Below are 12517 nucleotides of genomic sequence, written 5' to 3'. Positions count from 1 at the left end.
ATACAGAGAAGGAAGGAAAGCTGAGAACTTCCTAACGCAGAAAAATAACTTACCACCTTAGAGCTGCACTGGGGAAACTAAGTATCTAGTGCCGTGTAAGCGACGTTATCGCAAAAGAAGCCATTATGTTTTTTGTGATGGGAATCTGGGTGGAACCACGGATATAAGCATATTCGTCCCTATTTTAGGGATGAATATGCTTTTTTGTATTCAATTTCATAATAAGCGAAGAAAAGGACACGAGTTATTTTATCCGGTTATACAGAGAAGGAAGGAAAGCTGAGAACTTCCTAACGCAGAAAAATAACTTACCACCTTAGAGCTGCACTGGGGAAATTAAGTATCTAGTGCCGTGTAAACGACGTTACCGTAAAAGAAGCCATTGTGTATTTACAATGGGAATCTGGGTGGAACCACGGGTAAAAGCACGCTCGTCCCTATTTTAGGGATGAGTGTGCTTTTTATTATGAAATGGAGAGATGAAAAATGAAAGAACAGATGATTGAAATGAAATTTCCGGATGGAAGCGTTAAAGAATTTGTAAAAGGAATTACTTTAGAAGAAATTGCGGGATCCATTAGCAGTAGTTTAAAAAAGAAAGCAGTCGCAGGGAAAGTAAATGATCAGTTATATGATTTACGCCGAAATATTGAAGAAAATGCGGAAGTAGAAATCGTTACAATAGATTCAAATGAAGGGGTAGAAATTGCAAGACACTCTGCGGCACATATTTTAGCGCAAGCTGTAAAGAGGATGCATGGTAATGTAAACCTTGGTGTAGGACCTGTTATTGAAAATGGATTTTATTATGATATGGATCTTCCGAGTAGTGTAAACGTAGAAGATTTACCGGAAATCGAAAAAGAAATGAAAAAAATTATAAATGAAAATGTAAAAATAGAGCGAGTTGAGGTTTCACGAGAAGAGGCAAAAAAACTGTTTCAAGAAATGAATGATCACCTGAAATTAGAATTGTTAGAAGCAATTCCTAGTGGGGAAAGTGTAACACTATATAAACAAGGTGAATTTGTAGACTTATGTAGAGGACCACATGTACCGTCAACAGGCTATTTGAAAGCATTCCAATTAACTCACGTTTCTGGTGCATATTGGCGAGGTGATAGTAACAATCAAGTGCTTCAGCGTATATATGGTGTTGCGTTCTCTTCTCAAAAAGAATTAGAAGATTATTTACATTTCGTTGAAGAAGCAGCAAAAAGAAATCATCGTAAATTAGGTAGTGAGCTGGAGTTATTTATGTTTTCTGAAGAGGCTCCGGGAATGCCATTTTATTTACCGAAAGGACAAATTATTCGTAATGAATTAGAAGCATTTTTAAGAGAAATTCAAAAAGAGTATAAGTATCAAGAAGTACGTACTCCGTTTATGATGAACCAAGAATTATGGGAGAAATCAGGACACTGGGGACATTACAAAGACAACATGTATTTCTCTGAAGTAGACAATAAAAGTTTCGCATTAAAACCAATGAACTGCCCAGGACATATGTTAATGTTCAAAAATAAATTACACTCTTATCGCGAATTGCCAATTCGTATGTGTGAGTTCGGTCAAGTACACCGACACGAATTTAGCGGGGCATTAAATGGATTATTAAGAGTACGTACTTTCTGCCAAGATGATGCTCATTTATTTGTAACTCCAGAACAAATTGAAGATGAAATTAAATCTGTAATGGCGCAAATTGATTATGTTTATAAAACTTTTGGATTCGAATATGAAGTAGAGCTTTCTACTCGTCCAGAAGATTCAATGGGTGATGATAAGTTGTGGGAGCAAGCAGAAGAGGCATTAGAAAATGTATTACATTCATTGAATTATAAATATAGACTAAATGAAGGTGACGGTGCATTTTATGGACCGAAAATCGACTTCCATATTAAAGACGCCTTAAATAGAAGTCATCAGTGCGGGACAATCCAACTAGATTTCCAAATGCCAGAGAAGTTTGATTTAAATTATATAGATGAGAAGAATGAAAAGAGAAGACCAGTTGTCATTCACAGAGCAGTTTTAGGATCTTTAGACCGTTTCTTAGCGATATTAATTGAGCACTTTGGAGGCGCGTTCCCGGCATGGGTGGCACCGGTTCAAGTGAAGGTCATTCCAGTTTCGAATGCAGTCCATGTACAATACGCAGATGAGATTGCGGATAAATTAGCACAAGCTGGCATTCGTGTTGAAAGAGATGTACGAGATGAAAAGTTAGGATATAAAATAAGAGAAGCACAAATGCAAAAAGTTCCTTATGTTCTTGTTATTGGGGATAAGGAAATGGAGAACGGATCTGTAAATGTACGTAAATACGGTGAAGACCAGTCAGAAGTTATTGAACTAAATGGGTTTGTGGAGAGTATAAAAGAGGAAATAAAAAATAAGAAATAGAGATTGATAATAAAATACACCATTAACATGTATTACTGAATTTAAACTCATTAAAGAACCATAATAAATGATGAAGGGATAGCTTAATCGCTATTCCTTCATCATTTATTGCCATATACTTCACTTCATACCGTTAAATCATTTTCTGATTTTATATTAATGGCTTCTTGTAAGAGCTTTTGGAGAACTGCAGCAAAAACAGCAATCACGATAGAGGAGAAAATAATGATCAATCCAATTGGTATAAAACTTGGAGGATCAATTTTTTTTGCCATAAGATAGTAAAGTGGCATACCTAGTATGTATATGGTACCGATAGTGAGCGCACAGTATTTTATATTTTTTAAAGCCTTTACTGATAATACCGAGAACGCTTTGTTCTTATCAATATAACTTAAAAGTTTAAAAACTTGATACAGAGCGAAGTAAAAAGGTATCGTCGCTGCGTACATATCGATTAAAACGAGAGATTTCATATAAGCAATAGCTGGATACAATTCTCCAGCGAAATTCCCGATTTTAGGAACTAAAAATATGCACAATGCAAGTACTACTATACCTATAAAAACAATAGCTAGTTTTAAAAAGAGTGTTGAAACTTGTTTCATAAAAAGCACCTCGTTTATTTAATGACAATATGATTTTATCATATAATTTATCGTTTTAAAATAAAACTATATTGTTTTTTAACTTATTATTATTGTTATTTATGTATCCCATTAATTTTGATAAAAATAAAAAACTTGCTCATTACAAAGGAATCCGCCTTATGAAATGGTCTGTAATATTTTTTACCTTACAAAAATGTAAGGTAAATGTAAGCGAAATCGAAGGAACGAGTTTTAGAAAAGTGAGAACATGTAATAGGAAAAAGGTTTACGTAACTCGTGTAATCCTTTCTGATTGAAAAATTTAAAAATTATTAAGGATTTACATGAGAAAAAGATAAGAAATATGTGAGAAATTAATTTTACACAAAAGGGATGGAGTGAAAGAGATGTCAACAAATGTAGTTACTGTAGAACGTGTAGAAAAAACGTATGGGAAAAGAAATGAGAATCAGTCAAAAGCGTTAAGGGGTGTGTCATTAAGTATTAAAGAAGGGGAATTCGTCGGGATTATGGGTCCTTCTGGATCTGGAAAAACGACTTTACTTAATGTGATTAGTACATTGGATCAAGCAACGGGTGGCAGTGTGACAATAGCTGGTACAAATATTACTTCTATGAAGGGGAATGCATTATCTGATTTTCGATCTCAAAAATTAGGGTTCATTTTTCAAGATTTTAACTTACTAGAAAACTTATCAATTTATGAAAATATCGCTTTACCACTTTCTCTGCAAGGCGTACCTTCAAGTGAGATTACTGGAAAGGTGAATGAGGTTGCGAAGAAGTTAGGGATTACTGAAATTTTAACGAAATATCCAACTGCTGTTTCTGGGGGACAAAAGCAAAGAACAGCGGCAGCACGAGCTTTAGTACATAATCCAGCAATCGTATTAGCAGATGAACCGACAGGAGCGTTAGATAGTAAAAATGCAAAAAGCTTGTTAGAAGCGATGCAAGACTTACATGAAAATCACAATGTAAGTATTTTAATGGTTACACACGATGCATTTAGTGCGAGTTATTGTGAACGTATTTTATTTATTCAAGACGGTCTTCTATATAAAGAGCTAAAGCGTCAAGGAACGCGAGAAAATTTCTATCAAGACATTTTAGGTGTGCTCGCTCATATGGGCTCAGCTGCTGAGTCCAAGTAGGGGGGCGAGACTATGTTATTCAAATTATCACGTCATAGTATGAAAAAGATGTTAAAAGATTATATGGTGTTACTAATTGGTCTCGTTATTAGTATTAGTATTTTCTACATGTTCCAAACAATGGCGATGAATAGTGAATTTACGAAGGATAATAGTCTTATTAGTAGTATTAGACTCGTATTTTGGGTAGGTGCCATACTATTATCTTTCATTACTGTATTTTATATTATATATGCCAATTCGTTCTTACTCACATTAAGAAGAAAAGAACTCGGTATGTATATGATGCTCGGTGCGAAAAAGAAAAAAGTAGCACAGTTACTATTTATTGAAACATTCGGTATGGGTATTGTCAGTATTATTATCGGTATTTTAGTAGGGATGTTACTTGCAAGTGTAGCAGGAAACCTTTTAATGAATGGTATGGAAATTTCAGCAAAAGGTAGTTATTCATCTGTATATACACCAGCAATCTTAGTTACAGCTATTTTCTTCTTAATACTATTTTTTATTACTGGTTTAATGAATAGCATCCGGTTATTACGTAAAACAGAATTGGAGTTAATTCGTGAAGATGAAACACTAGATGAAGTAAAGAAAAGTAAAACTCGCATTATTATAATGACGGTACTTGGTATATTGCTAGTAAGTATAGGATACTACTTTATGATCAATGTAAAAATATATGCTGAATTAGGCTTTATAATAGCGACAATCGTTACAACTCTTGGAACATATTTTATCTTTAGTTCATTACTCCCATTTTTTGTGATGAAAATTAAAGGGAATAAAAAACGAAATGAAACGGGCTTAAATAGTTTTACATATGCACAGCTGCGCTTTCGCGTAAATAGTTTATCGAGAGTATTAGGCACTGTAGCGATGTTAATTGCATTAGGCGCAGGAGCGATGACGGCAGGGATGGCATTTCAAAAAAATGTAGGTATTATGACAGACTTCTCACGTGTATATGATGTTGTAATTCATGATCCAAATGATCAAGATAAAGCGGCATTAAAAGAAATGGAAATTGTGGAAGAAAGTAAGTACAAGTATAAAGTAGATGGAGAAGCGGTGTATTACTTACGTAACGACTTAACGGCGAAACCACCACTCGTTTCCGATCACTTCGATACAAAAACTTTAAAAGAGCCTGCTCGTAAACGTGTTGCTGAACCTTTAACTGAACCTGTCTATTCTGCTTTAGAAGCTCCCGAAGCAGCCAATAAGCTTCCTCGTATGCCAAAAGATTGGGAAGATGCGGTTGTAAGAGAAATACAAATTACACATAATCAATTTAACGGAAAACCTGTAAGAATTGCTGATGAAGAACACTACAAAGCAGTTCAAGGAACGGAACATAGTGTAACATTAGCAAAAGTAGATGATATGAAAAAATATAAACCGTTGTTGCTCGATATAGATAAGAGACAAAAAGAGCAAATTGAAAAAACAACAGGTACAAAAGTAGACTTATTTACAAAAATGACAATTTATCAGTTTATGAACAGTTTCATGAGTGGAACAATGTTTATGGGATTTTTCCTCGGAATTGCCTTTTTAGCAATGATGGCAAGTTCGCTAATGTTCAAAATATTAACAGGTGCTTCTCGTGACGTACGCCGTTATGAAATGTTACGAAAAATTGGTGTGAGACGTAGTATGTTAACGAAAAGTATTTATAAAGAAATTTCATATTTATTTATCTTCCCAGCGATTATTGGAATTTCCCACGTGTTAGTAGGGCTTAACTTATTCAGTTTTATATTAGTTGACCCGTTTGTAAAGGTGTGGGTGCCGATTGGGATTTTCTTAGTCATTTATTTCATCTATTACTGGATTACTGTCCAACTTTATAAAGGTATGGTAATGCCGAAAGAAGAAGTAGCGAAATAGTTTAAGAAAAGAGTCCTTGTTTGAAAACAAGGGCTTTTTTCTATATTTGTAATACCTGTGATCAAGTTTTTCTACGATTAATGTATTGAAAATTAAGAAAATATTAAGAGTTTATATAGGGGAAAATTAAGAAGTGTATGGGATATTAAAAATGTGCAAAAGATCAAGGTGAAATTGTTGTATATTTATATTTTTTTGAGGTAGTTTTACTGAACTAAATTAATGTTTTTATAAATTTAAAAGAAAGGAAACTACTTATGAAGAAGATAAAAAAATTAATAAAACTTATTGGAGTCATCATTTTACTATTATTAATCGTAGCACTAATATTTCCTACATGGACCTCGCAAATAAAAGGGAAAAACAGTATAAGTACATTAGAGCAAGTAGAGATAAATGGAAGTGATCATGAAATTATGATACGCGGAAAAGATAAGAACAATCCGGTTATTATTTTTGTACATGGTGGACCAGGTACTTCAGAAATACCATATGCGCAAAAATACCAAAACTTATTGGAAGAGAAATTCACAGTTGTTAATTACGATCAAAGAGCGAGTGGGAAGTCGTATCATTTCTTTGAAGACTATTCGAATCTTACATCAGATCTTCTTGTAGAAGATTTATTAGCTATGACAGATTATGTTTCAAAACATCTTGGTAAAGAAAAAGTAATATTGGTTGGTCATTCTTACGGTACATATATCGGATTGCAAGCTGCCAATAAAGCCCCTGAAAAATATGAAGCATATGTTGGCATAGGGCAAATGAGTGATACAGTAGAAAGTGAAATGGATAGTTTAAACTATGTGATTGAACAGGCACAAAGTGCTGGGAATACAGATGAGGTTGCCTATTTAAATGAGTTGACTGAAAAAATTAAAAATGGCGATACATACACTCCGAGGAATTATGTTGCAAAATATGGTGGAACATCAAGACTCATTGAAAATCCAGATGGTGATAACATTGGGATGCTACTCAGTAATGAATATAACTTTTTAGATGTAATTCGTTATAACGTTGGATTATCACATTCTCAAACTGTCTTATTAGAAAAGGATTTAAAGAACCCATTGCCTACTAAGGTGACTGAAATGAAGCTACCGCTTTATTTCCTTATGGGAAAATACGACTATAATACTTCATTTCATGCAGCGAAAAAATATTTTGATATGATTGAAGTGAATCAAAAAGAATTCATTACTTTTGAAAAGTCAGCTCATTATCCGCAATTTGAAGAGAAGGAAAAATTTTATGAGTGGATGTGCGATACATTTATAAAATAAATAAAGTATATCCGAACTTTAGAGAATTAAAATAGTTAGCGAGACGTATAAAGATTTTAGCTACATATTATTACGTGAAGCGAAGTTAAATAAAAAGACTCTTGTATAAAAAACATGAGTCTTTTTTTTATTGTGCTCTATACAGAAGGAAAAGATTGGATAATGGTCGAAAAATATAATGTAACTTCCGAGAAATGACTGAAAAAATAAAATTTTGTCGAGAGAAAGGGTTAGAAGTATGAAAGAAATGCTACAGTTATTTCGTAACAAAGTGTATGCACGTTTTTTTCTAGCAAATATTTTAGAGCGACTCGGTTCTATGATTGCTGGAGTTTCTTTAATGTTTTATTTGTTAGACCAATACGGAAAACAACCAGTTTACGCAACGATGACACAAATTATGATGGCATTACCTGCATTAATCTTTTTTCTATTAGTAGGGACAGTAGTGGATCGTTTTGATAGACAACGTATTTGTACGGTAAGTAACATATGTTGTTCGCTCTGTAATATCGGAATTCTAATTTCGCTTTATTACGGAATGATTATACTCGTCTTTATATTTTTATTTTTGGAAAATGCATGTATACAATTTTTCTCTCCATCAGAACAGTCGATGATACAGGGAGTAGTTGAATCCGACCAATACGGTGCAGCAGCAGGTGTGAATCAAATGGTGAATAGTTTGTATGCTTTGTTTGGTGTAGGAATTGCAACGATGGTGTACTGGACTTTTGGAATATACGGGAGTATTTTAGTAAATACGCTCACTTTTATTATGAGTGGTATTTTGATTCAAACGATCTCCATTCCAGAAAAAGTGCGTTTGCCAAACGGTAGAACAAAATGGAAAGAAGTTAATTTGAAAATGTTAATAACAGAGTTTCAAAAAGGGATCAAGTACATATATCAAAATGATACTTTAAAAAAATTACTTTTAGGATTTATCGTGTTTGGACTATTAAATGGTATTTTAAGCGTATCCACAACTTACATATTAAAATATAAATTAGCACCAGCAACGTATGAAAGTTTAGCGATGGTGGGTGGTGCAGTTGGAGGGATTTCATTACTAATTGGAAGTGTAGTAGCAACAAGTATAGGTAAGAAATATGCACCTAAGCCTATTATTGTATTTGGAATGGCGGGCTCAGGAGTCTTTTTCGGTATGTGTTACTTTGTAAATCACGTATGGTCTTTTTATGTATGTATCGCTTTTGCGACTTTCTTTTTACCATTTATTAATGTTGCAATAATGGGCTGGATGTATGAAATTGTAGAAGAGTCATTCATGGGACGCGTTCAAAGTTTACTTAGTCCATTAACGACAGGATTCCAGCTGTTATCTCTCGGTGCGATAGCGATGTTGTTCCCGAAATGGATTCTTGCAGATACGTTGTTTATTATTTTATTTGGTTTATTATTTTATTTGGTTTATTATTTTTTGTTACGTGTTTATATCAAGCCATTTTACCTAGTGGAAAGAAACGAGTGCAAGGTATAGCTGAAGAGATGTAATATATCTGGTTTTGATTTCTGAATATTCTATCGGATAGTAAGGAGAAATCGTTATGTTGATGCGAATTGTTAAATGGTGTGGGATTACTTGTTTACAACTAGTAGCTGCTATTTTATGTATAATCTGCTTAGGTGCGCTGCCACGTTTATTTAAGGGATTGCAAATGGATTTAATCGGTTTTTGGAACACGATTGTATTTCTTGGAGGAAAGTTACTTCAACCAGGTGAAATTACATATGGATTTCGGGACTCAAGAAAATTATTTCCACAAATATGGATTCATTATATTGAAACGATGATTGTATTTCTCTCAGCGTTTTTACTATCTTTGCTTATAGCGTATGTACTTGTCGTTTGGGTATTGCAACGTTCTCATATGAAACAGAAAATGTGGAACGGGATTTTTCTTACGCTTGAGAGTATACCAGATATATTACTTATTTTATTATCACAACTTCTTGTCGTAATTCTTTTTCAAAAAACAGGATTTATGCCGGTCAAACTAGCTGGATTAGGGGAAGAAAGGATACGTTTGTTACCGATTATATGTCTTACAATACCAACAACATTATTATTTATTAAACTGTTGTTATTACGATTTAAAGAAGAGTTAGAGAAAGATTATAGTTTGTTTGCCAAGAGTAAAGGATTAAGCTTACAGCATATTTTGACACATCATATTTCAAGAAATGTTTTATTGACGACAATTTATTATGCGAAAACAAATATATTATTTATGCTTTCCAATTTATATATTATTGAATGGATATTTAATACATATGGTATGTTTGTTTTTGTAAAAGAAAATTCTAAATTAGAAATATTTACAGTGAGTCTAGTAATATTATACGTACCGCTTTTTATACTATTTCGTATAGTACATACACTCTTGCAAAATGTGATAAAGGAGCGTGTGTAATATGTGGCAAGTTGTAAAAAGAGATGTGAGATTTTGGATAGGTATTACTTTTTTAAGTGTACTAATGATTGTTAGTATTGGATATACGGTGTTTTTTGATGGGAATATTCGCGAACTTACGATGATGTATAACGAAAAAGGAGAACTAGAGGCAGCTCCATTTTCGCCATCAAGTAAATTTTGGTTTGGAAGTGATGTGAAAGGCCGCGACCTTGTTCAATTAATAATAGAAGGCGCGAAATGGACAGTTGGAGCGAGTATAATTATAGCGATTTTACGAGTTATAGTTGGAGGGGGAGTTGGTTTACTTCTTGGTATGTATGGTAAACGTTCTTTTCCAGTTATTTCATCATTTTTTGATCCTTTTAGTATTGTACCAATGGTCATGATTTCTTATTTTATGTTAAATGAAGTTTTAACGTTTGACAGTGGAGCGGAAGTTGTGCCGTTGTATTTGCGGGTGGCATTTCAAATTATAGTTCTTGTATTCCTTGCTGTACCAACAGTTATGCTATATGTAGCGCAAGAAGTAAAACGTATTAAGAAAGAGGAATTTATGTTGGCAGCTACTGTTCTCGGCGGGAGTAAATGGCAGAGGTTGAAGCGCCATATATGGCCGCATATGTTACCAACATTTCTTTTATTAGTAGCCCAACAATTTGTGAGTACTTTATTGCTTCTTTTACACCTTGGTTTGTTGCAATTATTTTTTGGTGGAACAATAACCTTCAGTGGAATGGATCCAGATAGTGTAACAAAAGAATGGACGGGTCTAATTGGTCAAAACTTCCGCCATTTAACTACACATACATGGATTGTACTTATACCGATTGCTTTTTATAGTATGACAATTTTAGCGGGAAATCTGATTAGTAACAGTATGCAAGATGCGATTAAACTAGGAAATGTAAAAATACCTAAGAGCAAGGATAAAGAAGTAAAGGAAGAGAAACGAATACAAACTAATGTGAATGATTTTTCTTTTTATAGAGAGATACAAAAATAAAAAAGATAGCTGAAGTTAAAAAAACAGTAAAGTTTTAAAAGAAATAATAATCGAATTATTATAGAAATATCGATAGTGTAAATCCTATAATTGAACTGGGTGATTAAAAGTGACTATACGAAATAAAAAGATAATTGATATATGTGATAACCACAGACTATTAAATAAATATTCACGTAACAGTATTCCAAGCGTAATCTTCATAGCAGGGTTAGGCGATAGTTATGAGACATGGAAAAAAGTCCAAGACCGAATATCGCAAGAAACATCAACCTTTTCCTATAACAGGTCGGGTATTGGCAGGAGTCAAGTCGCATCCGTCCCGACGACTTGCTATAATCTAGTCGAGGAGCTAAACGAATTGTTGCTAGCGCTTGAAGTGGAGAAGCCCTATATATTGGTGGGACATTCTTTTGGTGGTTTGGTTGCTAGATTATACGCCAGCCTTTATCCACTGAACATCTGTGGTATGGTTTTGGTTGACGCTGCACCGGAATATAAAGAACTTGCCTATGAAAAGGTTCTACCCGAAAATCTGCTTGCAAGAAATAGGGAATATTACGAGAATCCTATGTTGAATAGTGAGAAGATTGATAAAATACAAAGTTATAAGCAAATCGTTGATCATTCAAAGCAAAGTAACCTACCTCTTGCAATTATTACAAGAGGTTTAGCTGACAATGTTGAAGAGGGATGGCCATCTCAAGAAATATTGGGAATTGAGCAAAGGCTCCAAGCAGAATTCCAATGGCTATCAACGTCAAGCAAGTACCGGATTGCTAGTCGAAGTGGACATTATATTCATCATGATGAGCCAGAAGTTGTTATAGAGGAGATTATGTTAATGTTGAAGGAGATGGGGAAATGAGCGATACAAGGACTAAATTGATGCTGGATTTGCAAAGAATTGAGAAGGATGAGTATCAGTTACGTGAAGGTGAGCGGCATCAAGATTTCTTACCTTTGTTACTTCAATATATTGGCGATCCTCAGCCAGAATTACGAGATAACTTGATTTATTCAATGTTTTATATGTGGATTAAGGAAGAGAATAGATTCAGTGAAGAGGAGTTACGAAGCCTCTTAACTGTTCTGACTGATGAGAACCATTTGTTCTATAGTATTGGTAGCGAGGATGATCAGTCAGTTTTTACAAGGACGTTCTCGGCCTTACCTATCGCTTTGATTGTGCAACGCCACAGACAGAATCCATTTTTTAATCAAGCGGAAATTGAGCAATTAATGCATGCGATGCTCCGTTATTATAAAGAGGAGAAGGATCTGCGAGGTTACCTTTCAGTAGGAGGCTGGGCTCACAGCGCGTCTCATGGTGCGGATGTTTTTGTCGAGCTGGTGCAGTGTGAGGAGAGCAGCGTCACAATGCTGCGTAAGGTTCTTGTCGCTATTTCTGGCATGCTTCATAATGGTAGACACATTTTTAGCGATGAGGATGATGAACGGTTAGTAAACATCGTGGGTACGATGATTGACAAAGAGTTACTTCCACATCAAGAAATCGCTGATTGGATTAGTGGTTTAGCGCAATGCTGCAATTTGCCGAGAAGTCGCAGTCAGGTGATTGCTCGCGTGAACAGCAAAAATTTTTTACGCAGTCTCTATTTCAGAAGGGGACAAGATAGCGGAGGGAATGAGCTTAACACTGTTATACTTAGTACCGAGGCAATATTGAACAGGTTTTCTTTCAGTTAAAGGGTTA

General features: G+C 34.4%; 9 protein-coding genes, 1 pseudogene and 1 other annotated feature. Of the genes and pseudogenes, 9 read left to right on the top strand and 1 reads right to left on the bottom strand.

The genetic code is table 11. The features are described 5' to 3' along the window. The first annotated feature begins 219 nt into the window (after nucleotides 1-219). Nucleotides 220-442, top strand: a binding site (T-box leader). A gap of 44 nt (nucleotides 443-486) precedes the next feature. Then, complete coding sequence (gene thrS, locus AC3WTA_RS03540; RefSeq protein WP_000663105.1) at nucleotides 487-2406, top strand: threonine--tRNA ligase; 1920 nt, start codon at nucleotides 487-489, stop codon at nucleotides 2404-2406. A gap of 125 nt (nucleotides 2407-2531) precedes the next feature. On the opposite strand, the gene AC3WTA_RS03535 is transcribed toward thrS, so the two are convergent. After that, nucleotides 2532-3014 carry a DUF2975 domain-containing protein gene (locus tag AC3WTA_RS03535; protein ID WP_000815884.1) on the bottom strand — a complete coding sequence of 161 codons (483 nt, stop codon included), beginning with the start codon at nucleotides 3012-3014 and terminating at the stop codon, nucleotides 2532-2534. A gap of 389 nt (nucleotides 3015-3403) precedes the next feature. On the opposite strand from AC3WTA_RS03535, the gene AC3WTA_RS03530 reads away from it, so the two are divergent. The 8 genes and pseudogenes from AC3WTA_RS03530 to AC3WTA_RS03495 all read left to right on the top strand — a co-directional run bounded on the left by AC3WTA_RS03530 (nucleotide 3404) and on the right by AC3WTA_RS03495 (nucleotide 12510). Further along, nucleotides 3404-4171 carry an ABC transporter ATP-binding protein gene (locus tag AC3WTA_RS03530; RefSeq protein WP_000106412.1) on the top strand — a complete coding sequence of 256 codons (768 nt, stop codon included), beginning with the start codon at nucleotides 3404-3406 and terminating at the stop codon, nucleotides 4169-4171. A 12-nt stretch (nucleotides 4172-4183) separates the two neighbouring features. Beyond that, nucleotides 4184-6067, top strand: coding sequence for an FtsX-like permease family protein (locus AC3WTA_RS03525; RefSeq protein ID WP_000897900.1), 1884 nt, complete (start codon nucleotides 4184-4186; stop codon nucleotides 6065-6067). A gap of 257 nt (nucleotides 6068-6324) precedes the next feature. Further along, nucleotides 6325-7356 carry an alpha/beta fold hydrolase gene (locus AC3WTA_RS03520; RefSeq protein WP_000721359.1) on the top strand — a complete coding sequence of 344 codons (1032 nt, stop codon included), beginning with the start codon at nucleotides 6325-6327 and terminating at the stop codon, nucleotides 7354-7356. 238 nt (nucleotides 7357-7594) lie between these two features. Beyond that, nucleotides 7595-8874: pseudogene (locus AC3WTA_RS03515) on the top strand (MFS transporter). A gap of 53 nt (nucleotides 8875-8927) precedes the next feature. Further along, on the top strand, nucleotides 8928-9794 hold the full coding sequence (locus tag AC3WTA_RS03510; protein WP_000929007.1) for an ABC transporter permease subunit: 867 nt from the start codon (nucleotides 8928-8930) through the stop codon (nucleotides 9792-9794). A 1-nt stretch (nucleotide 9795) separates the two neighbouring features. Beyond that, entirely contained in the window at nucleotides 9796-10800 is a 1005-nt protein-coding gene (locus AC3WTA_RS03505; RefSeq protein ID WP_000267887.1) for an ABC transporter permease subunit, read from the top strand. A gap of 109 nt (nucleotides 10801-10909) precedes the next feature. Next, nucleotides 10910-11668 (top strand): alpha/beta fold hydrolase, encoded by a 759-nt coding sequence (locus AC3WTA_RS03500; RefSeq protein ID WP_000155511.1) that lies wholly within the window; start codon nucleotides 10910-10912, stop codon nucleotides 11666-11668. Beyond that, entirely contained in the window at nucleotides 11665-12510 is an 846-nt protein-coding gene (locus AC3WTA_RS03495; protein WP_001285741.1) for a DUF2785 domain-containing protein, read from the top strand. Before AC3WTA_RS03500 ends, AC3WTA_RS03495 begins: the two co-directional genes overlap by 4 nt. Nucleotides 12511-12517: the final 7 nt, after the last annotated feature.

This window comes from Bacillus sp. EB106-07-01-XG149 (assembly GCF_058791555.1).
The sequence above is the reverse complement of the archived record's forward strand: the minus strand, read 5'-3'. Positions and strand labels throughout refer to the sequence as shown.

Excerpts from the sequence above, each read along its gene's own strand:
- thrS (WP_000663105.1), top strand. The coding sequence starts at position 487 with ATGAAAGAACAGATGATTGAAATGAAATTTCCGGATGGAAGCGTTAAA.
- AC3WTA_RS03535 (WP_000815884.1), bottom strand. The coding sequence starts at position 3,014 with ATGAAACAAGTTTCAACACTCTTTTTAAAACTAGCTATTGTTTTTATA.
- AC3WTA_RS03530 (WP_000106412.1), top strand. The coding sequence starts at position 3,404 with ATGTCAACAAATGTAGTTACTGTAGAACGTGTAGAAAAAACGTATGGG.
- AC3WTA_RS03525 (WP_000897900.1), top strand. The coding sequence starts at position 4,184 with ATGTTATTCAAATTATCACGTCATAGTATGAAAAAGATGTTAAAAGAT.
- AC3WTA_RS03520 (WP_000721359.1), top strand. The coding sequence starts at position 6,325 with ATGAAGAAGATAAAAAAATTAATAAAACTTATTGGAGTCATCATTTTA.
- AC3WTA_RS03510 (WP_000929007.1), top strand. The coding sequence starts at position 8,928 with ATGTTGATGCGAATTGTTAAATGGTGTGGGATTACTTGTTTACAACTA.
- AC3WTA_RS03505 (WP_000267887.1), top strand. The coding sequence starts at position 9,796 with ATGTGGCAAGTTGTAAAAAGAGATGTGAGATTTTGGATAGGTATTACT.
- AC3WTA_RS03495 (WP_001285741.1), top strand. The coding sequence starts at position 11,665 with ATGAGCGATACAAGGACTAAATTGATGCTGGATTTGCAAAGAATTGAG.